28 protein-coding genes are annotated in these 24,758 nt (G+C 65.7%); 22 read left to right on the plus strand and 6 right to left on the minus strand.

Translation table 11 applies throughout. The features are described 5' to 3' along the window. The first annotated feature begins 10 nt into the window (after positions 1–10). The 11 genes from V6L75_RS15685 to V6L75_RS15735 all read left to right on the plus strand — a co-directional run bounded on the left by V6L75_RS15685 (position 11) and on the right by V6L75_RS15735 (position 6,791). Positions 11–241 carry a hypothetical protein gene (locus V6L75_RS15685; RefSeq protein WP_334252427.1) on the plus strand — a complete coding sequence of 77 codons (231 nt, stop codon included), beginning with the start codon at positions 11–13 and terminating at the stop codon, positions 239–241. After that, positions 241–447 (plus strand): helix-turn-helix domain-containing protein, encoded by a 207-nt coding sequence (locus V6L75_RS15690; RefSeq protein WP_334252428.1) that lies wholly within the window; start codon positions 241–243, stop codon positions 445–447. Before V6L75_RS15685 ends, V6L75_RS15690 begins: the two co-directional genes overlap by 1 nt. A gap of 50 nt (positions 448–497) precedes the next feature. Beyond that, positions 498–1,007 carry a phage GP46 family protein gene (locus tag V6L75_RS15695; RefSeq protein WP_334252429.1) on the plus strand — a complete coding sequence of 170 codons (510 nt, stop codon included), beginning with the start codon at positions 498–500 and terminating at the stop codon, positions 1,005–1,007. Continuing rightward, positions 1,007–2,143 carry a baseplate J/gp47 family protein gene (locus tag V6L75_RS15700; RefSeq protein ID WP_334252430.1) on the plus strand — a complete coding sequence of 379 codons (1,137 nt, stop codon included), beginning with the start codon at positions 1,007–1,009 and terminating at the stop codon, positions 2,141–2,143. The genes V6L75_RS15695 and V6L75_RS15700 overlap by 1 nt, the downstream gene beginning before the upstream one ends. Continuing rightward, a complete protein-coding gene (locus V6L75_RS15705; protein WP_334252431.1) occupies positions 2,140–2,922 on the plus strand; it encodes a putative phage tail protein in 783 nt (260 codons plus the stop codon). Before V6L75_RS15700 ends, V6L75_RS15705 begins: the two co-directional genes overlap by 4 nt. Positions 2,923–2,932: 10 nt before the next feature. After that, positions 2,933–3,862: a hypothetical protein gene (locus V6L75_RS15710; RefSeq protein WP_334252432.1), complete on the plus strand. Its 930-nt coding sequence runs from the start codon at positions 2,933–2,935 to the stop codon at positions 3,860–3,862. A 1-nt stretch (position 3,863) separates the two neighbouring features. Continuing rightward, the gene (locus V6L75_RS15715) at positions 3,864–5,033 is read left to right on the plus strand and encodes a hypothetical protein (RefSeq protein ID WP_334252433.1); all 1,170 of its coding nucleotides are present in this window, start codon (positions 3,864–3,866) and stop codon (positions 5,031–5,033) included. Further along, a complete protein-coding gene (locus V6L75_RS15720) occupies positions 5,033–5,464 on the plus strand; it encodes a hypothetical protein (RefSeq protein ID WP_334252434.1) in 432 nt (143 codons plus the stop codon). The genes V6L75_RS15715 and V6L75_RS15720 overlap by 1 nt, the downstream gene beginning before the upstream one ends. A 21-nt stretch (positions 5,465–5,485) precedes the next feature. Beyond that, positions 5,486–5,782 (plus strand): hypothetical protein, encoded by a 297-nt coding sequence (locus V6L75_RS15725; protein ID WP_334252435.1) that lies wholly within the window; start codon positions 5,486–5,488, stop codon positions 5,780–5,782. Positions 5,783–5,868: 86 nt separating this feature from the next. Further along, complete coding sequence (locus tag V6L75_RS15730; RefSeq protein ID WP_334252436.1) at positions 5,869–6,204, plus strand: signal recognition particle; 336 nt, start codon at positions 5,869–5,871, stop codon at positions 6,202–6,204. Positions 6,205–6,206: 2 nt separating this feature from the next. Next, positions 6,207–6,791, plus strand: coding sequence for a hypothetical protein (locus V6L75_RS15735; RefSeq protein ID WP_334252437.1), 585 nt, complete (start codon positions 6,207–6,209; stop codon positions 6,789–6,791). Between the two features lie 537 nt (positions 6,792–7,328). Here V6L75_RS15735 and V6L75_RS15740 read toward each other — a convergent pair. After that, positions 7,329–7,985: a TetR/AcrR family transcriptional regulator gene (locus tag V6L75_RS15740; RefSeq protein ID WP_334252438.1), complete on the minus strand. Its 657-nt coding sequence runs from the start codon at positions 7,983–7,985 to the stop codon at positions 7,329–7,331. A 124-nt stretch (positions 7,986–8,109) separates the two neighbouring features. Here V6L75_RS15740 and V6L75_RS15745 point away from each other — a divergent pair, with 124 nt between their 5' ends. Further along, positions 8,110–10,146, plus strand: coding sequence for an NADH:flavin oxidoreductase (locus V6L75_RS15745; RefSeq protein WP_334252439.1), 2,037 nt, complete (start codon positions 8,110–8,112; stop codon positions 10,144–10,146). Positions 10,147–10,477: 331 nt separating this feature from the next. Here V6L75_RS15745 and hpaR read toward each other — a convergent pair whose 3' ends face one another. After that, entirely contained in the window at positions 10,478–10,966 is a 489-nt protein-coding gene (gene hpaR / locus V6L75_RS15750; RefSeq protein WP_334252440.1) for a homoprotocatechuate degradation operon regulator HpaR, read from the minus strand. A 270-nt stretch (positions 10,967–11,236) separates the two neighbouring features. Here hpaR and V6L75_RS15755 point away from each other — a divergent pair, with 270 nt between their 5' ends. The 6 genes from V6L75_RS15755 to hpaI all read left to right on the plus strand — a co-directional run bounded on the left by V6L75_RS15755 (position 11,237) and on the right by hpaI (position 16,973). Then, positions 11,237–11,641 carry a 5-carboxymethyl-2-hydroxymuconate Delta-isomerase gene (locus V6L75_RS15755; protein ID WP_334252441.1) on the plus strand — a complete coding sequence of 135 codons (405 nt, stop codon included), beginning with the start codon at positions 11,237–11,239 and terminating at the stop codon, positions 11,639–11,641. Between the two features lie 2 nt (positions 11,642–11,643). Beyond that, positions 11,644–13,158 carry a 5-carboxymethyl-2-hydroxymuconate semialdehyde dehydrogenase gene (hpaE, locus tag V6L75_RS15760; protein WP_334252442.1) on the plus strand — a complete coding sequence of 505 codons (1,515 nt, stop codon included), beginning with the start codon at positions 11,644–11,646 and terminating at the stop codon, positions 13,156–13,158. Positions 13,159–13,214: 56 nt separating this feature from the next. Next, entirely contained in the window at positions 13,215–14,195 is a 981-nt protein-coding gene (hpaD, locus tag V6L75_RS15765; RefSeq protein WP_334252443.1) for a 3,4-dihydroxyphenylacetate 2,3-dioxygenase, read from the plus strand. 288 nt (positions 14,196–14,483) lie between these two features. Next, positions 14,484–15,377, plus strand: coding sequence for a fumarylacetoacetate hydrolase family protein (locus V6L75_RS15770; RefSeq protein WP_334252444.1), 894 nt, complete (start codon positions 14,484–14,486; stop codon positions 15,375–15,377). 1 nt (position 15,378) lies between these two features. Then, on the plus strand, positions 15,379–16,194 hold the full coding sequence (gene hpaH, locus V6L75_RS15775; RefSeq protein ID WP_334252445.1) for a 2-oxo-hept-4-ene-1,7-dioate hydratase: 816 nt from the start codon (positions 15,379–15,381) through the stop codon (positions 16,192–16,194). Beyond that, on the plus strand, positions 16,194–16,973 hold the full coding sequence (hpaI, locus tag V6L75_RS15780; protein ID WP_334252446.1) for a 4-hydroxy-2-oxoheptanedioate aldolase: 780 nt from the start codon (positions 16,194–16,196) through the stop codon (positions 16,971–16,973). The genes hpaH and hpaI overlap by 1 nt, the downstream gene beginning before the upstream one ends. A gap of 205 nt (positions 16,974–17,178) precedes the next feature. Here hpaI and V6L75_RS15785 read toward each other — a convergent pair whose 3' ends face one another. After that, the gene (locus tag V6L75_RS15785; RefSeq protein WP_334252447.1) at positions 17,179–18,369 is read right to left on the minus strand and encodes an NnrS family protein; all 1,191 of its coding nucleotides are present in this window, start codon (positions 18,367–18,369) and stop codon (positions 17,179–17,181) included. A 113-nt stretch (positions 18,370–18,482) separates the two neighbouring features. Here V6L75_RS15785 and V6L75_RS15790 point away from each other — a divergent pair, with 113 nt between their 5' ends. The 4 genes from V6L75_RS15790 to V6L75_RS15805 all read left to right on the plus strand — a co-directional run bounded on the left by V6L75_RS15790 (position 18,483) and on the right by V6L75_RS15805 (position 21,465). Further along, on the plus strand, positions 18,483–18,728 hold the full coding sequence (locus V6L75_RS15790; RefSeq protein ID WP_334252448.1) for a DUF2249 domain-containing protein: 246 nt from the start codon (positions 18,483–18,485) through the stop codon (positions 18,726–18,728). Further along, on the plus strand, positions 18,725–20,194 hold the full coding sequence (ccoG, locus tag V6L75_RS15795; RefSeq protein ID WP_334252449.1) for a cytochrome c oxidase accessory protein CcoG: 1,470 nt from the start codon (positions 18,725–18,727) through the stop codon (positions 20,192–20,194). The genes V6L75_RS15790 and ccoG overlap by 4 nt, the downstream gene beginning before the upstream one ends. A 439-nt stretch (positions 20,195–20,633) precedes the next feature. Then, positions 20,634–21,209, plus strand: coding sequence for a cytochrome c oxidase subunit 3 (locus V6L75_RS15800; protein ID WP_334252450.1), 576 nt, complete (start codon positions 20,634–20,636; stop codon positions 21,207–21,209). Between the two features lie 4 nt (positions 21,210–21,213). Next, positions 21,214–21,465 carry a cytochrome C oxidase subunit IV family protein gene (locus V6L75_RS15805; RefSeq protein WP_334252451.1) on the plus strand — a complete coding sequence of 84 codons (252 nt, stop codon included), beginning with the start codon at positions 21,214–21,216 and terminating at the stop codon, positions 21,463–21,465. Between the two features lie 3 nt (positions 21,466–21,468). Here V6L75_RS15805 and V6L75_RS15810 read toward each other — a convergent pair whose 3' ends face one another. Genes V6L75_RS15810 through V6L75_RS15820 form a run of 3 tightly spaced genes read right to left on the minus strand, consistent with a single transcriptional unit; the run spans position 21,469 to position 24,754 of the window. Continuing rightward, positions 21,469–22,317, minus strand: coding sequence for a ChaN family lipoprotein (locus V6L75_RS15810; RefSeq protein ID WP_334252452.1), 849 nt, complete (start codon positions 22,315–22,317; stop codon positions 21,469–21,471). Continuing rightward, the gene (locus tag V6L75_RS15815; protein ID WP_334252453.1) at positions 22,314–23,009 is read right to left on the minus strand and encodes a hypothetical protein; all 696 of its coding nucleotides are present in this window, start codon (positions 23,007–23,009) and stop codon (positions 22,314–22,316) included. The genes V6L75_RS15810 and V6L75_RS15815 overlap by 4 nt, the downstream gene beginning before the upstream one ends. Beyond that, positions 23,006–24,754, minus strand: a complete 1,749-nt coding sequence (locus V6L75_RS15820) for an ABC transporter ATP-binding protein/permease (RefSeq protein WP_334252454.1) — start codon at positions 24,752–24,754, stop codon at positions 23,006–23,008. The genes V6L75_RS15815 and V6L75_RS15820 overlap by 4 nt, the downstream gene beginning before the upstream one ends. Positions 24,755–24,758 lie beyond the last annotated feature (4 nt).

Consider the following 24,758-nt stretch of genomic DNA (forward strand, 5'->3'; position numbering starts at 1 on the left):
GGAGACGGGCATGCTCAACATTGAATTCACCGGCCGGATCACCGCTGACGACGACGAAATCCGCGATGCTATCGCCCGGGCCACTGCCGTGTTTTTAGAGGCAGGCGTCAGTCCCGAAGCTGCCGCAGCTGAAAACGATGCCCGGATTGAGCAGTTCGCAGAGACCACCCAGCTTTGGTCACGTGCCGATTATGCTGCAACAGCTGAGATGGGCGAAGGTGCGTCGCTGGTATGGCGATAATGACCCCCGACCAAATCCGCAGTGCCCGAGACGTTCTCGGCCTCACTCAGCACCAGATGGCCGTGGTCCTCGGTTTCGAAGATCACGAGCACACGCGCCAGAACGTGGCCAAGCTGGAGCGCGGAACCAAATCTCTCGACACAGCCCGCATCCGCCTGCTGCAGGCCTATCTCGCGGGATACCGGCCAGCTGACTGGCCCGCCTGATAGACACCTCTACTCTGCCGCAGGCCCCCGCGCGCGCGTAGCCTGCGCCCATGTTTACAGCCGATGCCCCCGCCGAATTTGCCGATCTCGCCCTGGCGTTTGACCCTGTCACGCGCCGGGGTGATCTCGCTCTGACCGAGGCCGGGGAACTGGTCATCGACTACACGCCCGCCACCTCCATGATGCTGAGCGCGGGCCTCGACCGCCGCGCCAACCCTGACGACACATTGCCCACCGGCACTGATTTTTTCAGTGCCGCACGCGGGGCTTTCGGCCTGCGCCGGGGCGCGCTGGCCGATGCTCTGGATGGCGAGGGGCGCCGCACCGGCACCCGCCTGTGGCTGCTGGACCGCGAGAAGCAGGACGATGGGCCGCTCAACCCCGACCAAACCCGCGCCCGGGCGCTGGCCTATCTCGCCGAGGCCTTCGCCTGGTCTGAGGTAGAGCTCGCCGAGGCGGCGGTGATCACGGCCGAGTGGCTGCGGCCCGGCGTGCTGGGCTGGACGGCGCGGGTGCGTGATGTGGTGCTGCGGGGCAGCGTGCAGGGAGGTGCTGTCTGATGCCGTTTCCGATCCCCACTCTCGACGAGCTGACCGAGCAGGCCCGTACCGACATGGAGGCGGCGCTGCTGCGCGTTACCGAGGCGCAGGGACGGGCCATCACGGCCGAGGCTGCGGCCCGTGCTGTGCGGGCGCCGCACGGCATGCTCAATCACATCGCCGTTATGACCGGAGCGGCGCTCTGGGGTGCGCACCAGCACCACCGCTGGAACGGGGATCAGCTGATCGCCGACACGGCCGAATACGAGACGTTGCGTCTGCATGCTGCCGCCTATGGCATTTTCCCGCGTGCGGCCACCCGGGCGATTGGCCGCGTGGTTTTCAGCGGTGCCGAGGGCACGGCCATCCCTGCAAATCTGCTGCTGAGAGGTGCCGGAGAGGCGCTCTATGAGGTGACTGGCGCTGTTTCGATCGGAGCCACTGGCAGCGTCACCGCGACCGTGCGGGCGCTGGCGGCCGGGGCCGCTGGCAATCTGCCTGCGGGCTATGCCATGGCGCTGGTCTCGCCGCTGGCGGGCCTCACAAATCAGGTGGCTGTGGTGGATGGCGACGGGCTCACGGGCGGTGCCGGTGAAGAGACGGCAGCCTCTCTGCTGGACCGCTACATCGCCCGCAAACGGCAGGTGCCGCAGGGCGGCGCAGCGCATGATTATCCGGCCTGGGTGGCCAACGAGTTTGCTGTGGCGGCGGTGCGGACTGTGCCGCTGCAGGGTGCCACCCGTGACATTGCGGTCGGTGTCGTTGTGGCCATGGGCACCCGGGAGGCCCCGCGTGCGCCGAGCCCCGCAGAGATCGATGCGATCAGCCGCCACCTCGGCCGCATCAACGGGCCCGAGGGTGTGCGGCCGGTGACGGCGGATGTGGAGGTGATCGGCGCCGTCATCCAGCCCCTGCCGCTGCGCATCGAGCTCTATCCCGACACCAGTGGCACGCGGGCCGCTGTCACTGCTGCCTATGCCTCATTCATGGCGCGTGAGGCCACGATCGGCGGGCTGCTCAGCTATTCGCGGCTGTCAGAGGCTCTCTCCGGATCTCCGGGCGAGTACCGGCACATACTGATCGAGCCGGGCCGTGACGTGCAGCCAGGACAGACCACGCTGCTGGTGCCCGGTGCAATCACGTGGGGGGCGTCATGACCATCTCGCCGCGCAGCTGGGATACGATCCTCGCGGAAATCCTGTCCTATGCACCCACAGGCTGGGGCCTGTCGCATGATCCGGACAGCATTCTGGCCGCTGTGATGGAGCCGCTTGCGCGGGGCCTCGCCCGGCTGGAGGCCGAGGCGGCGGAGCGGCGGCAGACGGAGGTGAGCCCGGCGACGGCCATACACTGCCTCGACGATTACGAGCGCATTCTGGGCCCGGACCCGTGCCGTCCGGGCGGGTTTGCCGACACGCTGGCCGAGCGCCAGGCGCTGGCGCATGCGCGCTGGACTGAGGAGGGCGGCCAGTCCGTGCCGTATTTCACCGGGCTGGCGGCACAGCGTGGTGTCGAGATTTCAATCGAGGAGTTCGCGCCCGCGCGCTGCGGGATCACTGAGTGCGGCACCAGCTGGTCAACGCCGGATGAGTGGCGCTATCCGGACGGCGGGCTGCTGGCGACTGGCGACGGCGCATTGATCGTGACAGAGACTGGCGCGCCACTCGCAACTGGCCCGTTGGCCCTGCTGCCGCCGCGCTGGCAGGTTGGCCCGCCCCGGATGGCTGATTATTGGCGCGTGGCATTTGGCCCGCGCGCGATCGGATGGGCCCGCTGTGGCGAGGCCGTGGCTGCTGAGACGCCGCACTGCATTTTTGAGGCCGAGGCCGAGGTCGAGTGCGTCATCCGGCGCCGGGCACCGGCACATACCATCCCCGTTTTCGACTACACCGCCCACGCCTGGCAGCCGCCGCAGCCGCTGCGCGGGCTCCACTGAGGATCAAAAAATGAAGCGCTGGCCCCCCTTCGGCACCTCTGACGGCACACCCTGGACAAATGGCAACCCTGCAATTGGCCAGCGCGGATCCGTGATCGATGCGCGCGCCATTGATCACGCACAAGCCGAGATCGTCAACGCGATCACGCGGCTGGGCCTGACGCCTGACGCAAACAACCTGGAGCAGCTCGGTCTCGCAATTCAGAATGCGATCGACGCGGCCACGGGCGGCGGTCCGGCTGACGGATATGTCACCGTGGAGAGCGCACGCGCGCGCCTGCCGATCTATCCGGCTGTGCTGGCCGCAAACAGCCGGTTGACTGTGACCTCGCCCGTCTCCGGCACGATCGTAGTGGCGCCGACCGGCACGATCCGGCACCGCGGTGTTTTCGATGTTGCGCTCGCGGACATTGCAGAGCCTGCCCGCACATTCACGATGCTGCCCTCGCGCGTGGCGCATCTGCGCTGGACGGCAGCGGGAGGCCTGCAGCGGTTCTATCTGGATGATCCGGTCTACAATCCGTCGAGCCTCCCCGAGGCGGATGCCTCATTCGACACAGGCTATGACAGTGCGCTGCTGGCCCGGATCGTCACCGATGCATCTGCAAACTGCACAATCACGACACTGAGCAACGCTCATAAACTCGTCTACCGCGATGCGTCGAGCGGTGCAGCCGAGGTGATCACAACGGGTTCCGGCAACGATGGCGCGCGGTACATTGCCGTTTTCATCCACAACTGGAGCGGCATTGCGGACATGCAGTTCGCGGGTGGCTGGGCTGGCAACCCCGGGGCGCAGACGCTGCACGGCCGCGCGAACGTCATTACCCGCACACACGACCGCTACCGGACCATTGTCGAGGTGGTCTCCGATTTTGACGCGCCTCTCGTGTCCGGGCAGCCGCTCGGATATGCAGAGGTGCAGCTGATGAGGATGTGACATGACTGATCCCATCGCCATTGATGAGCTGCCCACGACGCCTGCCGCCACCACAGAGGATCTGTTGCCTGTGATGCGTGACGGTGGTGCGCTGGTGATCACGGTTGATCAGCTGCGTCAACTGATCTCCGACAGCCTGATGTCTCTCATTGATGGCAAACTGCCGTTGACCGGTGGCACGCTCACCGGCTCGCTCTCACTCAACACTGTTCTGCGCGTGCGTGCTGCTGCCGCCAACGGGCAGCAGCGATTGGACCTGCAGCGCGGTGACGGGACTGTTTCAGGCCGGTTCTGGCACTACGGCGGCTCCAATGGCATCGGCATCGATCTGCATAGTGTGGATGGATCAACAGTGATCACGCGCATGGAGATGAGTGGCGCCTCGCCCGGCTCGGTCGCTATCAACGCCTCACCGATCGTGACTGCGGACACGTTCGCCACTCAGCTCGCTGCAAACAGCGGCTGGCTGCAGCTCAGCCGGACAATCACCGGGATGACCCTGTCAAACTCGGTGGTGGATACGGTCAATGACATTGTCGTGGCAGCCGGATCCTGCGCGAGTGACGGGACCGCGCCAGCAATGATGACACTGGCGAGTGCGATTACCAAGCGGACGGATGCGGCCTGGTCAGCAGGCAACAACGCGGGAGGCTGGCTAGATGGCGCCGCGATGCCGGACGGCACGGGCCATGTGTTCGCGATCCGGAGGCCTGACACCGGCCAGGTGGATGTAGGTCTGTCCGCATCGCTGACACCCGCGCTGCCATCCGGATATACGCAGAGGCGGCGCCTCGGATCCGTGGTACGTGCTGCCGGAGCGCTGCGGCCGTTTCAGCAGGTCAATGACAGGTTCACATTTGTAGCGCCGGTCACCGACCTATCGTCAACAACGCTGCGAGCTGCTGCTGCGCTGACACTCTCCGTGCCTGGCGGGCTGCCTGTCCGCGCGCAACTGCGTGTCAAACCGATTTCTGCCGCCGGATCAATTTTGGTCATTAACAGTGACGCGTTCAGTTGCTACAGCACGACGACAGCCACCTACATGTCCTATGAAGTCGCTGCTCAGACCAACGCGGACCGGCAGATAACTATCGAGGCTGCGGGCACTGCCGGATCATTGCCCTGGTCCGTGGCAACGACTGGATGGATCGATGAGGCGAGGAGCGTCTGATGCCATATGTCGAGCGCAGCGCAGGAGTGATTGTAGCGATCTATGCTGCCGATCAGCCAGGCCTGGGATTGGTATTTCTCAGTGATGACGATCCTGAGGTCACCGGTTTTCAGGCAGGGCCGGAACCTCTGCCTCTGGACCGTCCGCCTGCCATTGCGGCCTGCGCTCTGCGCGTGACAGTGAGTGATGCGATCGTCACGAGTGTGGCTGGAGCGTATCGCGTGGCTGCGATCCAGTATCTCGATACAGGTACGTTTCTGGCCATTTTCGCGCAGGATCTGGGGCACGAGCCGTTCCTGGTGCCGAACAATGGCATCTCTGTTTCCATCGCCGAGTGGGGCGGCGACTGGGCCGTGCTGGAGGTCCGCGATCATGCGGGCGGCACGCTGATTGACCCGTTGGGGTTCGGGTTCACCCTGCACCGTTTTTAAGAGGCAATGGAGATGGACGATATGAGTGTTCTGATTTTGGAGCGGACGACCGCAAGCGGCACAGTGATCGAGCGCCTGACCTGTGTCCCTGGAGCGGAGGGCATCGTGGCACACAACCGGCTGCGCAATGAGGCTGGCGGTGCGGCGGGTAAACCAGTCTGGTGCTGGGATGTGTTCCCGCCCAAGAACGTGCTGGCTGCCGATTTTACCGGCGCCATCATCGTTCAGCCCACGTGGCAGGCCACCCAGGCCGCCATTGACGCGTTCAAGGCCGCGCCGACCGCACAGCCCGAGGACGTGCTGACCTTCGCGGAGTGACAACCGCTGATAACCCGGCTGCACAGTTGTAGACCTGTACAGCCGGGTTATAGTGCCCTCACACAACCTAACCGGGGGATCTGACGATGAGACTATTTGGTGTTTGCCTGTTCGTGGCAGGTGCAATGACGGCAGGTGCCGGAGCCCATGCACAAGGCACGTTGGACAGTATGCGGAATGCGCAGCAGCTGGCGGATGTTCTGGGCTCTGAAGCAGCATGCGGCCTGACATATGATCAGGAGGCCATATCGGCTTACATAGATAAGACGGTGCCTGCAGATGACATGTCATTCACGAGCAATCTGAACATGTTCGTCAGCGCGACCGAATTTCAGCTGCAGGACATGAGCACCAGTGCCAAAACCGCGCATTGCACCCAGGTGCGGCGGGTCGCGAAAAAATTCGGCTTCTTGAAGGGCTGACCATGATGAACATTCGAGCTGTCACGCTTGCCTGCGCATTGATGCTGGGCGGCTGTTTCGATGCGCAGCAGCACGTGAGCGTCAACGAGGATGGCAGTATCGCTGTCACGGTCACAGCACAGACGCCCCGGAAATTCTGGGACATGATGCCCGCTGCACAACGAGCTGAAATTGGGTGCGGTCCAGTTGAGCAAACGCTGAGGATGCGCAACGGAGCCCCAGTCCGTACATATGGCCGCACGACTGAGGCCTTTCAGGAGTGCCACTACGAGGCCGTTTTCAGCTCGCCAGACGATATACCTGCCGATCTGCCCATCTATGTCGAGAAGGATGATGATGGACGGCTCGCCATCACGGCCGGGGCGTTTTTCGGAGGTAAGGGGGAGACGATCGGCGATTGGGAAAGAATGGCATCCGCAGGCAAGAGCTACACGATCATCATCGCAGGTCAGGTCACACAGACTACCGGCGAGATTGCGCCCGATGGCCTGTCGGCCAAACGAGTGATCCCGATGGTCGATCTCTGGCCGTCGCCGCAGGTTCTCGGTCTCAAGACCTGGATCAAAGACCCGACGCAATCGAACTAATGCAGCGGGCAGCGATGCGCCGCTGCAATCGGTATGAGACCGGCTCAACGCCCCCGAAAGACACCAATTGAGGCACCTCTCAAGAAGCTCTAAGAAGGCTGTTGAGAGGTGTTTTCAAAAGTGCAAATACATGTGTCAAACACTGCAAATTCAAGCGCCGCGCGTCAATCACTCTGGCACGGCGTTTCAGCCCCCCTCCCCCTCGTGGGGAGGGGTGAGGGGTGGGGGGGCGGCCTCTCCGTCTGGCAGAGTGTCCATTGATTATGGGCGGTTTCGCTTCCTGATGCCTCATCAGAAAAAGATCTATTTTTCAAAATGTTGCAGGCTCAGCCCCCCACCCCTTACCCCTCCCCACCAGGGGGAGGGGGGCGGACAGGCCCTACCTCAGAAAAGATGCATCACTGCGGGTGGTGTCTGAGCCTGATGTGTGAATCCGGTAGCCCTCGTGGGGGAGAGGAGTGGCGAGCGAAGCGCTGCGGTCAAAGGAGGGTGTCTTCTTTCCCCTTAGAGCCCCATGCCAGCACTGCCCTTCAGGCGTCAGTCCCCCGCAAACCCATGCCTTGCGTGAAACCTTGCCAGTTCGCGCTGGTTCGGGGGCTGGCCGGTGAAGATGGTGACATAGGCGGGGATGCGGTGCATGCGGGTGGGGAGGTCTTCGCGGGTCTGCATGGAGATGTAGCCGGTCTGGGTGAGATAGACCGTGCGGGCGCGCACGTCCGCTTCTGTGCCGCTGATGCCGAAGCGGGTGAAGAGGCCCGTCAGCGCTTCCAGCCGCAGGCGGTCGGCCTCCTGCACCTCTTGCAAAATGTCCGGCGATTGCAGCGCCCAGCTGCGCAGCGCAAATTCCAGCCGTGAATCAAACAGCGCCGGGTCGAGCCAGCAATCGATGACATTCAGCATCGCCTCGGCCAGCGTCTCCGCATAGGCGCCCGTCTGGCGGAGGATGGCGCCGGTGTTCTTCTCCCGCCAGCGCGCCACCAGCGCAGCCAGAAGCGCCTCCCGGTCCTTGAAGAACCAGTAGAAGCTGGTGCGCGACAGATTGAGCTTCTTTGCCAGAGGCTGGATCTTCACCGCCTCCACGCCCGCGTCCAGCAGCGCCTCAAGCGCCGCATCCAGCCACAGGTCCGCAGAGCCGCGCCAGCCGGTTTCGCCCGTGATGCCGGTTTCGCCCGTGATGTCGGTGTCCTGTTTCATCCCGCAAATCTAGCAGATGGCGCAGGCCCGTCAAAGAAAACGACACTCATGCACTGAAACTTGACACCAGTGCACATTTCCATTTTGCTGAAGAAAACAGCCCTTCCAGAGAGGCACAAGACCCATGTCCAGCGACCCGCTTCTTCAGCCGTTCCAGCTCAAGCATCTCACCTTGCGCAACCGGATCATCATCACCTCGCATGAGCCAGCCTATCCGGAAGACGGCATGCCCAAGGGCCGTTACCGCGCCTATCACGTGGAGCGGGCGAAGGCCGGGGTGGCCATGACGATGACCGCAGGCTCCGCCGCCGTGTCACGCGACAGCCCGCCCGTGTTCAACAACATCCTCGCGTGGAAGGACGAGGTGGTGAAGTGGACAAGGGAGCTGACGGACGCTGTGCATGAGCAGGGCGCGGCCATCATGATCCAGCTCACCCACCTTGGCCGCCGCACCCGCTGGGACAAGGGCGACTGGCTGCCGGTCGTCTCCCCCTCTCACGCACGCGAAGCCGCGCACCGGGCCTTTCCGAAGCAGCTGGAAGACTGGGATATCGAGCGGATCATCAAGGACTATGGCGATGCGGCCGAGCGCATGCAGGCCGGTGGCATGGATGGCATCGAGCTGGAAGCCTATGGCCATCTGATGGATCAGTTCTGGTCGCCGCTGACCAACACGCTGGACGGTCCCTATGGCGGGCCGCTCGACAACCGCCTGCGCTTTGCCTTCGACGTGCTGCGCGAGATCCGCAAGCGCACCGGGCCGGATTTCATCGTCGGCATCCGCTACACGGGCGATGAGCGGCTGGACGGCGGGCTGACGCCGGAGGACGGGCTGGAAATCTCCCGCCGCCTGAAGGACAGCGGCCTTGTGGACTTCCTCAATGTGGTGCGCGGCCATATCGATACGGATGCAGGCCTGACGGACGTGATCCCCATTCAGGGCATGGCCAGCGCGCCGCATCTGGATTTTGCAGGCAGCATCCGGGCGGAAACAAAGCTTCCGACCTTCCATGCGGCGCGCATTCCCGATGTGGCCACAGCCCGCCATGCGGTGGCCAGCGGCAAGGTGGACCTCGTCGGCATGACCCGCGCCCACATGGCCGACCCGCATCTGGTGCGCAAGATCATCGCCGGGCAGGAAGAGCGCATCCGCCCCTGCACTGGCGCCAACTATTGCCTCGACCGGATCTATCAGGGCGGCCTTGCCTTCTGCATCCACAACGCCGCCACCGGGCGCGAGGAGACGATGCCGCATGACATCGCCCCCGCCGCGCGCCGCCGCAAGGTGGTGATCGTGGGCGCAGGCCCCGCCGGGCTGGAAGCAGCACGGGTGGCCGGTGAGCGCGGGCATGAGGTGACCGTGTTCGAGGCCGCCGCCCGGCCCGGCGGGCAGATCCGCCTGACCGCCAAGAGCGAACGGCGGCGGGAAATGCTGCCGGTCATCGATTGGCGCATGGCCGAATGCGAGCGGCTCGGCGTCTCCTTCCGCTTCAACACCTGGGCGGAAAGCGCGGATGTTCTGGCGGAAGCCGCCGATGTGGTGATCATCGCCACCGGCGGCCTGCCGGATACGGAGGTCTTGAGCACAGGCAATGATCTGGTGGTCTCCGCCTGGGACATTCTCTCCGGCGATGTGAAGCCCGGACGGCAGGTGCTGGTCTATGACGATGCAGGCGACCACACCGGCCTGCAGGCGGCGGAACTCATCGCAAAGACGGGCGCCAGCGTCGAGATCATGACCCCCGACCGCAGCTTTGCGCCGGAGGTGATGGCCATGAATCTGGTGCCCTACATGCGCAGCCTGCAAAAGCTGGACACGCGCTTCACCGTCACCTGGCGGCTGCTGGCGGTGGAGCGGCAGGGCAACATGCTCACCGCCCATTTAGGCAGCGATTACGGCGGAGCCAGCGAGACGCGGACGGTGGATCAGGTGGTTATCAACCACGGCACCCTGCCGCTCGCAGATCTTTACTTCGAGCTGAAGCCGCTCTCGTCAAACCTTGGCGAGGTGTCGCACGAGGCGCTGATCGGGGGCCAGCCGCAGGACATCACGCGAAATCCGGAAGGCACCTTCCAGCTCTTCCGCATCGGCGACGCCGTCGCCTCCCGCAACACCCACGCCGCGATCTATGATGCGCTGCGGCTGGTGAAGGACATGTGAGGGGGGGAGACTTCAGGTTTTTGGCACAAGGTGGCAGCCGCTGTTTACACGGCACGGCCTATCTGTCCCCCTCCCCCTCAAGGGGGAGGGGAAACGAGAGGCTTCGGCCAGAGACGCAAGACTCTGAGAATGCGTATCTTTTCAAGCATCAAAGCAACGTCTGCAGCGTCTTCCTGCAAGAGGCGAGAATCCGTTGCCCCCTCAAGGGGGGAGAGGAGCTGGAGCTTGACTGGCTGTCCGTTGTAAACGCGGCCCTCTCGTGGGGCAGAGGCGTTCTGCTGGAAAGCAAATGCATCACTTCGGCCTGCATCGGAGGTATTTCCGGCAGCCCTCAGGCCTCCCCGCTCCCCTCATTGAACTCCGACAGCCGTTCCAGCCGGTCGAGCAGGTCGGCGATCCAGGCGGCGCCGAAGCGGGCTTCGAGGCTGGCGTAGATCTGGCGGCTTTCCGGGGCCACTTCGGCGATGATCCGCAGGCCCTCCTGCGTGAGGCTCAGCATCACGCGGCGGCCGTCGGTTTCCCCGCGTTCCCTGAGGATCAGGCCGCGCTCTTCCAGCGTGCGGATGATGCGCGTCAGCGACGGGGCCAGGATGAAGGCCCGGTCCGCCACTTCGGAGGCATCCAGCGTGCCGCGCTCGCCCAGCACACGGATCACCCGCCATTGCTGCTCGGTGAGGTCGTGCGCTGCCAGCATGGGCCGGAACTGCGTCATCAGCGCTTCGCGCGCCCGCAGCAGCGCAATGGGCAGCGAGCGCCGGGTGTCACGCGGCAGCAGCGCGTCCTGATCAGCATCGGATGGGGCGGTATCGGCGGGCTTCATGTTTCCTCTATGCGGCAGAAAACCGGCTTTTGCAAACCGGCAGCCGAATGACTCCGGCACGGCGTTTCAGTTGCCATCACCCGGGTGGGCTATTGCTTACGACGGACAGCTAGTCAGGCTCCAACACCTCTCCCCCCTTGAGGGGGAGAGGGGTACTGCGGCAAGAGGAGAGTGCACTCCTCCTCCCTGCTCCCGCATCAAACACTGCCCTGTTGACAGGCACGCAAAATCATTTAACATGTTAATTATCAAGCCGGCCGGGAGGAGACCATGCCGCATTTGTCCTTTGACTATTCGGCCAATCTGGAGGCCGGGGTGGATATGCCTGCCTTTGCGGGCTGCCTCGCCAGCGCGCTTCTGGAGACGGGGCTGTTCGAGCTGGGAGCCGTGCGCGTGCGCGGGTTCCGCTGCGACGTGCATGTGGTGGCTGACCGGCTGGAACAGAACGGCTTCATCGACATGTCCCTGCGCATGGGCGAGGGCCGCAGCCTGGAGGACCGGCAGCGCGCCGGAGAGGCCATCTTCGCTGCGGCCAGCGCCTTTCTGGCACCGCAATTCGCCAGCCCGCATTTCATGCTGTCGCTGGAAGTCCGCGAGATCAGCGCGCCACTCAGCTGGAAGCGCAACGCCATCCACCCCCGCATCCGCCAGATGCAGACCGGAACCGGAGAGTGACAATGCCCTCACTGGAAGACAACATCGCCCGGGCCAGCGCCTTTCTGGCGCGCTTTGAGGCGGGCGTGAAAAACCGCATCGGCGGCGAGGATGTGGATGCTTTGGACGGCACGCAGTTCGAGACCATCTCGCCGGTGGATCTCAAGGTGCTGGCCCGCGTTGCCCACGGCAAGGCGGCGGATATCGACCGGGCGGCGAAGGCCGCCAAGGCGGCGTTCCCGGCCTGGGCCGCACTCTCCGGCGAGGCGCGGCGGGATATTCTCAACCGCATTGCCGGTGCCATCGAGGCACGGGCGGAGGAAATCGCGCTGGTGGAATGCATGGACACCGGCCAGTCGCTGAAGTTCATGTCCAAGGCGGCGCTGCGCGGGGCGGAGAATTTCCGCTTCTTCGCCGCCCGTGCACCGGAAGCGCGCGACGGCAAGGCCCTGCAGGCGCCCGGTCAGGTCAACATCACCACCCGCGTCCCGATTGGGCCGGTTGGGGTGATCACGCCCTGGAACACGCCCTTCATGCTCTCCACCTGGAAGATCGCCCCGGCGCTGGCGGCGGGCTGCACCGTGGTGCACAAGCCGGCCGAACTGTCGCCGCTGACCGCCCGGCTGCTGGTGGAGATCGCCGAGGAGGCAGGCCTTCCGCCGGGCGTGTGGAACCTCGTCAACGGCTTTGGCGAGGATGCCGGGCGGGCGCTGACCGAACATCCGCTGATCAAGGCCATCGGGTTCGTCGGCGAAAGCCGCACCGGCTCGATGATCATGCAGCAGGGGGCAGCGACGCTGAAGCGCGTGCATTTCGAGCTGGGCGGCAAGAACCCGGTGATCGTCTTTGCCGATGCGGATCTGGAGCGGGCCGCCGATGCGGCGGTCTTCATGATCTATTCGCTCAACGGCGAGCGCTGCACCTCGTCCTCCCGCCTGCTGGTGGAAGCTTCGATCCACGACGAATTCACCGCCCGCGTTGCGGAAAAGGCCAAGCGCATCAAGGTCGGCCATCCGCTGGACCCGGCCACCGTCATTGGCCCGCTGATCCATCCGGTGCACGAGAAGAAGGTGCTGGACTACATCGCCACTGGCAAGGCGGAAGGGGCAACCCTGGCCGCAGGCGGGCAGAAGGCGGAGGGCCCCGGCGGCGGCTGCTATGTGGCGCCCACGCTTTTCACCCATGCCAGCAATTCCATGCGCATCGCGCAGGAGGAGATCTTCGGCCCCGTGCTGACGGCCATTCCCTTCAAGGACGAGGCAGAGGCGCTGGCGCTGGCCAATGACGTCGCCTATGGCCTCACCGGCTATCTGTGGACCTCGGACGTGACCCGCGCCTTCCGGTTCACAGAGGCGCTGGAAGCGGGGATGATCTGGGTGAACTCGGAGAACATCCGCCACCTGCCCACCCCCTTCGGCGGGGTGAAAAGCTCCGGCATCGGACGCGACGGCGGCGACTGGTCCTTTGATTTCTACATGGAAACCAAGAACATCGCCTTTGCCACCGGCGCCCACGCCATCCCCAAGCTGGGCGGCTGAGCCGCCCGCAGCCGCCGTTTACGCCAGATATCCGCAAGACCGGGAGGAGACCCGTCATGCCCGTTCCCGCACCCAACCTTTATCCGCCCTTCAACATCGTGCGCCTCAGCCACGTGGAATTCGCCGTCACGGATCTTGCCCGCTCCCGCGCCTTCTACGTGGACACGCTGGGGCTTCAGGTCACCGATGAGGATGCGGACTGCATCTACCTGCGCGCCATGGAAGAGCGCGGCCACCATTGCATCGTGCTGCGCCAGTCGGACGAGGCCTCGGCCCGCGATCTCGGCTTCAAGGTGTTTTCGGAGGAGGATCTTGACCGGGCGGCGCAGTTCTTCAAGGGCCGCGGCCTGCCGGTGGAGTGGGTGGAGCGGCCCTTCCAGTCCCGCACCTTCCGCACCCGGGACCCCTTCGGCACGCCGCTGGAGTTCTACGCCCGCATGGACCGGCTGCCGCCAATCCACCAGAAATATGCGCTCTACCGGGGCGTGAAGCCGCTGCGCATCGACCATTTCAACTGCTTCTCGCCCGATGTGGACGCCTCCGTCGCCTTCTACAACGAGCTGGGTTTCCGGGTGACCGAATATACGGAGGACGAGGAGACGGGCCGGCTCTGGGCCGCCTGGACGCACCGCAAGGGCGGCGTGCATGACATGGCCTTCACCAATGGCCGCGGCCCGCGCCTGCACCACACCGCCTTCTGGGTGCCGACGCCGCTCAACATCATCGATCTTCTCGACCTCATGTCCACCACCGGCTGGGTGTCCAACATCGAGCGCGGCCCCGGCCGCCACGGCATTTCCAATGCCTTCTTCCTCTACATCCTCGACCCCGACGGCCACCGCATCGAGATCTATTGTTCCGACTATCAGACGGTTGATCCGGATCTGGAGCCGATCAGGTGGGACCTGAAGGACCCGCAGCGCCAGACCCTCTGGGGCGCCCCCGCCCCCCGCTCCTGGTTCGAGCACGGAAGCCTCTTCTCCGGCACCACCCCGCAGGAACCGCTTCTGAAAGCCCAGCCGATCATCGCGCCGTGAGGAAGGAGGCAGGGAGGGGCAATACACTCGGCTTTTGCCGCAGCGCCCCTCTCCCCCCTTGAGGGGGAGATGTCAGCGCAAGCTGACAGAGGGGGGGGCAGCGCCCCAGCACGGCAGAACCTCTCTCACAAGCGGACAGTCCGTTACCCCCCTCTGCCCCCTGCCGGGGCATCTCCCCCTCAAGGGGGGAGAGGAACTGGAGCCTGACTGACAGGCGGAGAGGCCTCGGTTCAGTAGCGGGAGAGGCCCAGCCAAGCCAATGACCAAGACCACGAGGACAAACCAGCCATGACCCAGCCGCGTTTTCTGAGTTTCCGCACCGCAGGCAACCAACAGGGCTTCGGCCTTGTATCGGGGGATGGGGTGATTGATCTGTCGGCACGCCTGAAGAGCCGGTTTTCCAGCCTGATGGACATCATAGCACGGGGCAGCCTGACGGAGATTGCCGATGGCTACGGCGGGCTCCCGCCGGACATGAGCCTTGAAGAGATCACCTTCACCATTCCGGTGACCCGGCCGGAGAAGATCATCTGCACCGGCGTCAATTTTCCCGACCGCAACGAGGAATACAAGGACGGCAAGGAGGCCGCGGCCTATCCCTCGCTTTTCGTGCGGTTCGCCGGGTCTTTCACTGGTCACGATCAGCCGCTGGTGCGCCCGCCGGAGAGCCATCAGCTCGACTATGAGGGCGAGATTGCCGTGGTCATCGGCAAGGCGGGGCGGCGGATTGCGGAGGCAGACGCCCTGTCCCACGTGGCGGCGCTGACCCTGTGCAATGAGGGAACTTTACGCGACTGGGTGCGCCATGCGCGCTTCAACGTCACCCAGGGCAAGAATTTCGATGCCTCCGGCTCCATGGGCCCCTGGCTGGTGCCCCTCACCTCCCCCGCCCAGATCGAAGATATCCGCCTGCAGACACGGGTGAACGGCGAGCTGCGGCAGGAGGACAGGACGGGGCGGATGCTGTTCCCGGTGCGCCGGCTCATCAGCTACATTTCCACCTTTACCACGCTGGCGCCGGGGGATGTGATCGTAACCGGCACACCAACGGGTGCAGGCGCACGGGCCGAGCCGCCCGTGTGGCTGAAGCCGGGCGATGTGGTGGAGGTGAGCGCGGACGGGCTTGGCACGCTGCGCAACAACATCGCGGATGAAATGCCGGATGCAGCAAGGGAGGCGTGAGATGCTGAGCGGAGCACAGATTGAAGAGGCCGCCGCAAGGCTGGACGAGGCTGAGCGCAGCCGCATCCAGACCGGCTTGCTGTCGCTGGCCCATCCGGGCATGACCATGGACGATGCCTATGCCATTCAGGGCGCCTGGGTGCGGCGCAAGCTGGCGGCGGGGCGGCGCGTCATTGGCTGGAAGATCGGCCTCACCTCCAAGGCCATGCAATATGCGCTCAACATCAACATTCCCGATTCCGGCGTGCTGCTGGATGACATGCTGTTCGAGGATGGCGCGCAGATCCCGCCGGAGCGCTTCATCCAGCCGCGCATCGAGGCGGAAATCGCCTTCATCATGAAGGCGCCGCTGAAGGGGCCGGGCGTCACCGTCTTCGATGTGCTCAACGCCACGGATTACGTCACCCCGGCCATCGAGATCCTCGACACCCGCATCCTGAGGATGGACCCTGAGACGAAACAGACGCGCAATGTCTGCGACACCATCGCCGACAATGCGGCCAATGCGGGCATCGTCACCGGCGGGCGCGCGCTGCGGCCGGACCAGACCGACATGCGCTGGATGGGCGCCATCGTCAGCCGCAACGGCGAGGTGGAGGAAACCGGCCTTGGCGCGGGCGTGCTGAACCAGCCTGCACGCGGCGTCGCCTGGCTTGCCAACCGGCTGGCGCAGTATGGCGAGGGCATCGAGGCCGGGCAGACCGTGCTGGCCGGCTCCTTCATCCGCCCGGTGGAGGCCCGGCCCGGCGACACGGTGAGCGCAGATTTCGGCCCGCATGGCAGCATCAGCCTGCATTTTGCCAAGGGAGATGCCTGATGCCCGCGCCCGTCAACCCGTTCAAGAAGGCCCTCAGCGAAGGGCAATTGCAGACCGGCCTGTGGCAGGCGATCGGCAGCGAGGCCGCCGTCGAGATCTGCGCCGGAACCGGCTATGACTGGCTGCTGCTGGATGCCGAGCACGCGCCCAACGATGTGCCAAGGCTGGCCTCGCAACTGCGCGCCATGCGCGGTTCGTCCTCCCATGCGGTCATCCGCCCGCCTATGGGCGAGGCCTGGATGATCAAGCAGATGCTCGACATCGGCGCGCAGACCCTGCTGATCCCCATGGTGCAGGATGCGGATCAGGCCGCCGCACTCGTGCGCGCCGTGCGCTATCCACCTGTCGGCATCCGGGGGGTGGGCGCGGCGCTGGCGCGGGCCTCGGACTACAACCGGATCGAGCGCTATCTGGAAACCGCCAATGACGAAATCTGCCTCCTGGTACAGGCCGAAAGCGTGATGGCCCTCAACAATCTCGAGGCCATCTGCGCGGTCGATGGGGTGGACGGCGTCTTCATCGGCCCGTCAGATCTGGCGGCAGACATGGGCTTTCTGGGCCGCCCCGGCGCGCCGGAGGTGCAGGCGGCGGTGTCCGGCGCCATCGCCCGCATCGTCGCCAGCGGCAAGGCGGCAGGCGTGCTGAGCACCGACCTTGCCCTTGCCCGCCACTACCAGCAGCTGGGCGCCACCTTCATCGGCATCGGCCATGACGTGGGCCTGCTGGCCAATGGCGCCCGCCAGCTGCTTGAGCGGTTCAAAGGGGAAGCAGAGGGCTAAGCCGCCCTCAAACGCAAGGCGCCCCGCTTGTGGCGGGGCGCTGCATGGTGTTGTGGCCTGATGCCCAGATCAGCCACCGAAGGGGTCGAGAGCACCGGCACCTTGCCCGTGGTGACGGCGATGATCGCCTCATCACGCGTCTTGAAGCGCAGAATGCGGGCTTCCGGGGCGGGTGCTTGACCGCTCCGAGGATGCGCTCAACGCCTCACGCCAGCCGCGCGCTGAAGGCCGGGCGGGGGATGGGGCCGGAGACGGCGGGCCGGAAGGCGCAGGTGAAGCAGGCCCAGCCGAGGACCCAGGCGAGCGCGGCCCCTTGCACCGCCCCCTCAAACGCGATGCCCGCAGCCAGAACCCGCAGCAGCGCCGAGATCTGCACCAGCATCAGGGCGGCGGTCATCAGCGGTGTCATGAGCAGGCGCCGGTCATGGCGCCGCATCGCCGGGCGAAGCATCACCGCCATCATCATGCCGCCCATGGCACCCATCGTCAGGGCGTGGCGGGCGGAGGCCGGATCAATCAACTCCGGCCGCCAGAGTGCCAGAGCCTGAAGCAGGAAGGCCGCCGGGAGCCAAGCATAGGCAATGTGCAGCCAAAAGAGCGCCGGATAGCGGAAGGTTCTGAAGGTCTTCCAGGACGGCAGGCGCACCAGCACCAGCCCCGCAGCGGCGAGCCAAAGCCAACCCGCCGCCATCTGCCAGCCTGACCATTCGAGCAGGCTTGCGGCGGCGATGACCGGCAGCAGGAGAACCGGAGCGAGTGGCCGGGGCGGCGCCGCAGCGGCGGATATCCGCGCCAGCCAGACGCCCGTGAAGGCAGGCACCGCCCTGCCGCCCACATAGGTGAGCAACAGGGTGAAGGGGAGCATCAGGGCGGCGGCAGGCACATACCCGAAGCCGGAGAGGCCTGCACCTGCCGCAGCCGCCAGCATCAGTCCCGCTGCAATCCAGCCCCGGCCCGCCACTCCGGCACGGGCCAGCGGCACCGCCAGAGCCATGGCCACGAACAGAAAATACAGGGCATTGGCAAGGCCCGTGATCCTGCCGCCTGCGGGCAGCAGGGCCATCAGCTCCAGGCACGCGGCCCCCCGCGCCAGGCACCACAGGAGCACGGCACCCGCTGTCAGGCGCACCGGAACAAGCAGCCCCTTTGTCCAGGCGGGCAGGGATGTCAGCAGATATCCGCCCGCCGCTGCCCCAGCCAGGCCCAGAAGAAGCTCGCGCGCGTGCCAGATTCCGCGCTCCGGCACCCATCCGGCCGGAAGAAGCCAGACCAGCGGCACGAGCGCTGCCCAGAGACCGGCCAGCAGAAACAGCGGCTGGCACGGCAGCAGGCGGCCAGCATCGGGCGTGATGGAGGGCGTGAATTCGGGAGAAGGCGGCGCAACGTCACGGGACATGCGCCGGACTTTAACGGCGCCTGCGCCTCCCGAGTTTGTGCCCGCACAAAGAAGCAGCGCCCCGGCCCTGTCAGGATCTGCCTGATCCTGCAAAACAATGCCCGGAGGCCCGCATGACCGTTCCGCAGTTCGAGACCATCCCCGCCATCGATGTCTGCGGCCTGCCCTGCGCCATCCGCCGCGCGCTTGTGTGCGAGACGTTTGATGCCCTCTTGCCCGGAAGCTCTTTCGAGCTTGTCAACGACCGCGACCCCTCCCCCCTCAAGGCGCAGTTTGCCCTGCGGTCCGTTGCGGGCTTCACCTGGGACACTCTGGAAAGCGGCCCGCTGATCTGGCGGGTGCGGGTTGGCAGGCCATGACCTATCAGATCATTCCGCCCATCACCGGCAAGCCAATCCCTGCAAAGCCAGCCCGGCCGCAGAGCCTGCCCGCCGCAAATGGCACCCGCGTCATTCCGCAGGCGGTGAAGGGCAAGTTCCGCACGCTGAAATGGCGGCTGCTGGTGCTGTGCCTTGCGGTCTATTACGTGCTGCCCTTCCTGCGCTGGGGGCGCGGGCCCGGCCTGCCGGATCAGGCGGTTCTGTTTGATCTGGCCAATGTGCGCTTCTACGTGTTCTTCATCGAGATCCGGGCGCAGGAGCTTTATTACCTCACCGGCCTTCTGGTGCTGGCAACCCTCGTTCTGGTGCTGATGAACGCGCTGGCCGGGCGCATCTGGTGCGGCTTCTTCTGCCCGCAGACCATCTGGACGGACCTGTTCCTGCTGGTGGAGCGCAAGTTCGAGGGGGACCGCCGCCAGCAGATGCAGGCGCTGAAGCAGCCGCTCACCCTTTCGAGGCTTTTGCGCAAGACGGCCAAGCACGTGGTCTGGCTGGGCATTGCGGCAGCCACGGGCGGTGCCTTCGTGCTCTATTTCGCCGATGCCCCGACCCTGCTGCGCAGGCTTGCTTCGGGAGAAGCACCGCTGCTGGCCTACAGCATGGTGCTGACGCTCACCTTCACCACCTATTGCCTCGCGGGTCTTGCGCGGGAAAAGGTCTGCACCTTCATGTGCCCCTGGCCCCGCCTGCAAGGGGCGATCTGGGATGCGCAGGCGCTGACCGTGAACTACCGCCCGCAGCGGGGCGAGCCGCGCATGTCTGCCAAGAAAGCCGTGGCCGCCCGCGAGATGGGCCTTCCGGCGGGCGATTGCGTTGACTGCAATGCCTGCGTCGCCGTCTGCCCCATGGGCATCGACATCCGCCAGGGGCCGAGCATTGCCTGCATCAACTGCGGCCTGTGCGTGGATGCCTGCGACAGCACCATGTTCCGGCTCGACCGGCTGCGCGGTCTGATCGATTACGAAAGCTGGACCAACATCGAGCGCGAGATGCAGGGCAAGGAGCGTTTGCCCGTGCGCCTGCTGCGGCCCAAGGTGCTGGCCATTGCGCTCGCCGCGCTGGCGCTGGCCGCAGGCATGGCCATTCACCTGTCAGGCCGCGCCACCTTGGCCCTTGCCGTCATCCACGAGCGCACCCCCGCCGCCGTGCAGCTCAGCGATGGGCAGATCCGCAATGCCTATGAGGTGCGGATCACCAGCACCACAGGCGAGGCGTCGCTGATCCGCCTGTCGGCCACGGGCAACGCCCCGCTCACCCTCGCCTCTCCCGGACTTGAGCCGGATGAAGACGGCAGCCTCGCCGTGGACCTCGCCGCCGATGGCAGCCGCAAGCTGCGGGTGACGCTGACCGCAGGGCCAGAGCTTGCCGGAGACATCCGCTTCACCCTGCAAAATCCGGCCAACGGCGGGGAAGCGGCAACGCAGAGCCGGTTCTTCCTGCCGTGAGCCGGGTTTGCTGCGGAGGCAGTGAGGCATTCGAACTGTGGCATGGCCTCTCCGCTTCCAGCCCCCTTGAGGGGCAGTGTTCACAACGGACTGCCAGTCAGGCTCCCCGGTTATGGTTTGAGGAAAGCCTGCGTTCTGGTCATTCCGGTACGGCGTTTCAGCCCCCCTCCCCCTCGTGGGGAGGGGGGCGGAGGGGCCCTGCCATCATGCCGGTCTGGCTGAGGCCCCTCATTTCCCCTCCCCCTTGAGGGGAGGGGGTAGGGGTGGGGGTCTTCACGCAGGAGCGCAACTTGACAGGCACTCGTCTCTGCACAGAGCGATTTCAATAAAAAACCCGTGTTTTCAGCCTGTTACCCCCACCCCTCACCCCTCCCCTCAAGGGGGAGGGGGACAGATAGGCCGTGCCGGGTCAACACCAACTGCCGCCGTGAGCGGGAACATGAAAGCCCATCCGATGCCCCACCCGTCAACCGCTGCCCCACAGGAGCAGGAAGGCCTCGAAGGCCTGCCCGGCAATGTCCTTATGTGGATCTTCATTCTCGGCGATGTTGCGGTGTTTGCCCTGCTGCTGGGCGGCTTTGGCGTGGCAAAGCTGCTCAACCGGGAAGCCTTCCTCACCGGGCAGGCGCAGCTTTCCGGCACAGCGGCGCTGATGGAGACCTTTGCGCTCATCCTCAGCGGCTGGCTGGCGGCCATTGCGGTGGAGCGCCAGCGCCTGGGCCGCAGCATCCGGCCCTTTCTCGCCGGGGCGGTGGGGTCCGGCAGCCTGTTTCTGGTGTTCAAGGCGGGCGAATATGCGCAGAGCCTTGCGGCCTTCAGCTATGAGGAAAGTTTCGCGCAGATCTACTACCTGCTGACCGGCTTCCACGCCCTGCATGTCATCCTCGGGCTGGTGCTGCTGCTGGTGTCCTTTGCCCGGTCACAGGCGCAGCACCTGCCGGATTTTGTCCGCTACTGGCATTTCACCGACATCGTGTGGCTGCTGATCTTCCCCACGGTCTATATCCTGAGGTGATGCGATGAGAGCCCTGCATATCAGCGCGGCCGCCCTTCTGGTTCTGACCGCCCTGTCACTTCCCGCCGGCGCCCTGCCCGCCAGCCTCGCGCCGCTGCTCTTTGCGCTCACCTTCATCAAGGTCATGACCGTGCTGCTGGTCTTTGCAGAGCTGCGCCACGCCGGGCGCGGCTGGCAGGTGGGGCTGGGCGGCGGCTTCGCCCTTCTCCTCGGCTTTCTCCTCACGCTGCATCTTCTCGCCGGTCATGTAGGGTGAGCCTCACACCTCCTCAGGATCAAGGCAGAAGAGCGCATGGGCGATGCCCGCAGCGGGCGGGGCGGCATCACGATGGGGCAGCAGAACTTGCGTGCCGGTGATGCCAAGGCTCGCGAGCTGGGCGGGGGTGCCGTGGCCGAATTCCAGATGCCCGCGCCCGATGATGCCGATCACCAGCGGCGGCTCCGGCTGGTTGCGTAATGCAGCGATGCGGCAGGCGAAGGATCTGTCCCACACCTGCTGGGCACGGACGAAGCGGTCAAAGGCCGGATCTTCAGGGTTCATCACCTTGCGGTTGGGCGAGCCGCCGCCGGTGATCTGAAACAGATACTGCCGGTAGGCTGGCGTGGCGGGCACGGCGGGGGTCAGCCCGTCGCGGTTCTCTTCCGCGATGGCCTCCCAGCCCTCCTTGCCCACCTCGCTGACCAGCGCGCGGCGGCAATTGAGCCCGTGCATGGGGATGGCGAACTGGCGGCAGAAGCGGAACAGCGGCAGGTAAAGCTCAGCCGGAAAGCCCCAGACCGTGCCCCATTCCGCCTGTTCCAGAAACTCCGCCTCGCTCAGCTCCCCGGCCACCCAGCGGGCCAGAACCGGATCGAGCCTTGCGGGAAACATCTCGAAGCCCATGACGATGCCGGGCCGCAGCGCCAGAAGCCCGGCGGCGACGTGCAATTGCCAGCGGTGCTGGGCGGCCTTGTCGTGCTGCTCGCCCAAAAGGACGGCGGGCGCGGAAGCCGCACGGCGCAGCACCTCCTGATGGCTGATTTGCGCCGCGCCTTCAGGCCCGCCTTCTGGCCCATTCGCTGGCGCCAGCCAGATGCCGGGACGAACGGGGGAGGAATGCCCGCTCATGCGGCCGCCGCCGGGTGACGGATGGCAAGGGCACCCGCTTCACCGCCCGCGCCAAGCGCATGCTGCCAGCCGTCCGCCTCTCTCCAGCCGCTGACGCTGCCGGCCTGCAGATGCAGGTGGAAGTGGCTGGTGATGATGTTGAAATAGCCGCTCATCGGGCGGATGGATTCCACCGGGCCGGACCATTTCTGGCTGATGGCCGGGGTCTCGAAGCGGATCGCCGCGTCGCCCTTGCCCGTCAGACCCTCCAGAAAGGCACCGCCTGCATCGCCCTCTTCCGTGGTCTCCGGCCCCGCCGGTGTGCCGGGATGTTCCGGGCGCAGGGACGGCAGGCGCGGGAAGGCGGCAAGCGCGGCAGCAAAGGGTGCTTCGCCTTCCATGCCGGTTACGGAGAACAGCACCTCCCCGTCAGAGCCCAGAAAATCAAGGCGCGGATAGACCTTGTCCTTCATCACGGAAGACGTGTCGAAATCCACCGCCTTGATCAGCGGAAGGCGGATCTCGCTGTCATGGCAGGCGCCTTCGATGCGCAGCAGATCCTTCTCGCGCACCACCCGCTCCACCGGCCCGATCCGCTCGTGCAGGCTGCCGCCAGACCGCACGATCACCATCAGCCGGTCCATCTCCGGCAGCAGCGCCAGAACGGCGGCGGGCGCCGCATCAAGGCGGTGGCGTTTGATCTCTTCACTCATGCAAGGGCTCCTGTGGCGGATAATTCAGGCTCCGGGCGGGTGTCAGCGTCCGGGGCAGTCAGATGCAGGGTCACGTAGTCCCCCAGCGCTTCGGGCGGACGGTGGGCAGCACAGATGATCGTGGCACCGGGCAGCGCCGCCCGCAGCCGGGCCAGCAGATCCGCCTCGCTGCGCGCATCGAGCGCGCTGGTCGCCTCGTCCAGAATGAGCACGGCAGGCCGGTGGATGAAGACCCGCGCCAGGGCAAGGCGCTGGCGCTCGCCCATGGACAGGCCCGCAAAGCCTTCCGCCCCCGGCAGATCCAGCGCGGCAAGCTTGTGGCCGAGACCCACGTCTCTCAGTGCCGTCTCGATGGCCTCGCGGCCCACCTCCTCCGGCTCCAGCGGATAGCTGGCGGCATGGGCAAGGCCCTCGGGGAAGACACGCGGGGCCTGCGGCAGCACAAGGCGCGGCCCATCAGGCATGGAAATGCGGCCCTCGCCAAAGGGCCAGAGGCCGGAAAGCGCCGCCAGCAGCGTGCTCTTGCCCGCCCCCGATGGCCCGGCCACCCAGAGGCACTGGCCGGGGCGCAGCGCCACATCGGGAACCGGCGCCAGCCGCATGCCCTGCGGGGTGGAGAGCGCCACGCCGCGCAGCGCCAGGCCGCCGCCGGGGGCGGCCCCCCGTGTGACCGCCTGCGGCACGCCCTCCGGCGTCTGCGGATGGCGCGCCAGCGCCAGCAGGCCATCCAGACGCTCCGACACAGCGACAAATTCCGCCAGATCCCGGTAGGAGAAGATGAACCAGCTGAGGGAAGTCGAGGTGTTGACGAAGCTTTGCGCCAGCTGCATCAGCCCGCCGAGGGTCAGGTTTCCTGCAAAATAGGCTGGAAGAGCCAGAAAGGTGGGAATACGGAAGACGGTCTGCCTGTAGGGCTGAACGAACAGGCCGAGGATGACTTCGGCGCGGATGAGCCGGTGCCAGTTGCGGCGGATTTCACCGAACCTGCGCTCAAGGCGGCGGCGTTCGGCTTCTTCGCCGGAAGACTGGGCGATTTCGTCGGTCCCCTCGCGCAGCTGCACCAGCGCATGGCGGAAATCCGCCTCGCGCCGCTCCTGCTGGAACACCAGCCCCTTCACCGGACGGCCCAGCAGGTGGGTCATCAGGCTCGACACCGCCACATAGAGGAAGGCGGCCCAGACCATGTAACGCGCGATCTCCACATCAACACCGAAGAGGGTGAAGCTGAGCGGAACAGCCGAGAGCGACCAGAGCACCGCCACATAGGAGACGAGCGCCACCACATTGGAGATCACGTCCAGCGTTTCGATGAGCAGCCGCTCGATGAACTTGCGGCAGTCTTCGGCAATGCGCTGGTCCGGATTGTCCACCGGCTGCGCCGAAAAACCGGGGCGCAGATGCCAGTAGGCCTTGTTGGCGAGCCAGGCCTCCAGCACGCAAGCCGTCAGCCGCTCGCGCAGGCGCATCTGCAGCCGCTTGCGCAGCCAGTCGCCGGTGATGAAGCAGGCGGCGGAGGCGGCTGTCAGCAGGGCAAAATGGCCGACCTGAAGCAGCGCCTCCGCTGCATCCCGCTGTTCCAGCGCGTCATAGAAGACCTTGAACCAGTTGATGAGCTGCACTGACACCCAGACGGCGGCAAATTGCAGGCCGAGAACGACAGCATAAAGGACAAGCGCCACCGGCGCGCCGGGGCCCGACGCGGCAAGCCGCGTCAGGCGGTAAGTCCGGGCAAGAACTGTGCGCATGGGC

It is taken from the genome of Pannonibacter anstelovis (assembly GCF_036881715.1).
GTDB classification, from domain to species: domain Bacteria; phylum Pseudomonadota; class Alphaproteobacteria; order Rhizobiales; family Stappiaceae; genus Pannonibacter; species Pannonibacter anstelovis.

What these genes read in the sequence shown, in the direction of transcription:
- V6L75_RS15685 (WP_334252427.1), top strand. Translation starts at nt 11, where the DNA reads ATGCTCAACATTGAATTCACCGGCCGGATCACCGCTGACGACGACGAA.
- V6L75_RS15690 (WP_334252428.1), top strand. Translation starts at nt 241, where the DNA reads ATGACCCCCGACCAAATCCGCAGTGCCCGAGACGTTCTCGGCCTCACT.
- V6L75_RS15695 (WP_334252429.1), top strand. Translation starts at nt 498, where the DNA reads ATGTTTACAGCCGATGCCCCCGCCGAATTTGCCGATCTCGCCCTGGCG.
- V6L75_RS15700 (WP_334252430.1), top strand. Translation starts at nt 1,007, where the DNA reads ATGCCGTTTCCGATCCCCACTCTCGACGAGCTGACCGAGCAGGCCCGT.
- V6L75_RS15705 (WP_334252431.1), top strand. Translation starts at nt 2,140, where the DNA reads ATGACCATCTCGCCGCGCAGCTGGGATACGATCCTCGCGGAAATCCTG.
- V6L75_RS15710 (WP_334252432.1), top strand. Translation starts at nt 2,933, where the DNA reads ATGAAGCGCTGGCCCCCCTTCGGCACCTCTGACGGCACACCCTGGACA.
- V6L75_RS15715 (WP_334252433.1), top strand. Translation starts at nt 3,864, where the DNA reads ATGACTGATCCCATCGCCATTGATGAGCTGCCCACGACGCCTGCCGCC.
- V6L75_RS15720 (WP_334252434.1), top strand. Translation starts at nt 5,033, where the DNA reads ATGCCATATGTCGAGCGCAGCGCAGGAGTGATTGTAGCGATCTATGCT.
- V6L75_RS15725 (WP_334252435.1), top strand. Translation starts at nt 5,486, where the DNA reads ATGAGTGTTCTGATTTTGGAGCGGACGACCGCAAGCGGCACAGTGATC.
- V6L75_RS15730 (WP_334252436.1), top strand. Translation starts at nt 5,869, where the DNA reads ATGAGACTATTTGGTGTTTGCCTGTTCGTGGCAGGTGCAATGACGGCA.
- V6L75_RS15735 (WP_334252437.1), top strand. Translation starts at nt 6,207, where the DNA reads ATGATGAACATTCGAGCTGTCACGCTTGCCTGCGCATTGATGCTGGGC.
- V6L75_RS15740 (WP_334252438.1), bottom strand. Translation starts at nt 7,985, where the DNA reads ATGAAACAGGACACCGACATCACGGGCGAAACCGGCATCACGGGCGAA.
- V6L75_RS15745 (WP_334252439.1), top strand. Translation starts at nt 8,110, where the DNA reads ATGTCCAGCGACCCGCTTCTTCAGCCGTTCCAGCTCAAGCATCTCACC.
- hpaR (WP_334252440.1), bottom strand. Translation starts at nt 10,966, where the DNA reads ATGAAGCCCGCCGATACCGCCCCATCCGATGCTGATCAGGACGCGCTG.
- V6L75_RS15755 (WP_334252441.1), top strand. Translation starts at nt 11,237, where the DNA reads ATGCCGCATTTGTCCTTTGACTATTCGGCCAATCTGGAGGCCGGGGTG.
- hpaE (WP_334252442.1), top strand. Translation starts at nt 11,644, where the DNA reads ATGCCCTCACTGGAAGACAACATCGCCCGGGCCAGCGCCTTTCTGGCG.
- hpaD (WP_334252443.1), top strand. Translation starts at nt 13,215, where the DNA reads ATGCCCGTTCCCGCACCCAACCTTTATCCGCCCTTCAACATCGTGCGC.
- V6L75_RS15770 (WP_334252444.1), top strand. Translation starts at nt 14,484, where the DNA reads ATGACCCAGCCGCGTTTTCTGAGTTTCCGCACCGCAGGCAACCAACAG.
- hpaH (WP_334252445.1), top strand. Translation starts at nt 15,379, where the DNA reads ATGCTGAGCGGAGCACAGATTGAAGAGGCCGCCGCAAGGCTGGACGAG.
- hpaI (WP_334252446.1), top strand. Translation starts at nt 16,194, where the DNA reads ATGCCCGCGCCCGTCAACCCGTTCAAGAAGGCCCTCAGCGAAGGGCAA.
- V6L75_RS15785 (WP_334252447.1), bottom strand. Translation starts at nt 18,369, where the DNA reads ATGTCCCGTGACGTTGCGCCGCCTTCTCCCGAATTCACGCCCTCCATC.
- V6L75_RS15790 (WP_334252448.1), top strand. Translation starts at nt 18,483, where the DNA reads ATGACCGTTCCGCAGTTCGAGACCATCCCCGCCATCGATGTCTGCGGC.
- ccoG (WP_334252449.1), top strand. Translation starts at nt 18,725, where the DNA reads ATGACCTATCAGATCATTCCGCCCATCACCGGCAAGCCAATCCCTGCA.
- V6L75_RS15800 (WP_334252450.1), top strand. Translation starts at nt 20,634, where the DNA reads ATGAAAGCCCATCCGATGCCCCACCCGTCAACCGCTGCCCCACAGGAG.
- V6L75_RS15805 (WP_334252451.1), top strand. Translation starts at nt 21,214, where the DNA reads ATGAGAGCCCTGCATATCAGCGCGGCCGCCCTTCTGGTTCTGACCGCC.
- V6L75_RS15810 (WP_334252452.1), bottom strand. Translation starts at nt 22,317, where the DNA reads ATGAGCGGGCATTCCTCCCCCGTTCGTCCCGGCATCTGGCTGGCGCCA.
- V6L75_RS15815 (WP_334252453.1), bottom strand. Translation starts at nt 23,009, where the DNA reads ATGAGTGAAGAGATCAAACGCCACCGCCTTGATGCGGCGCCCGCCGCC.
- V6L75_RS15820 (WP_334252454.1), bottom strand. Translation starts at nt 24,754, where the DNA reads ATGCGCACAGTTCTTGCCCGGACTTACCGCCTGACGCGGCTTGCCGCG.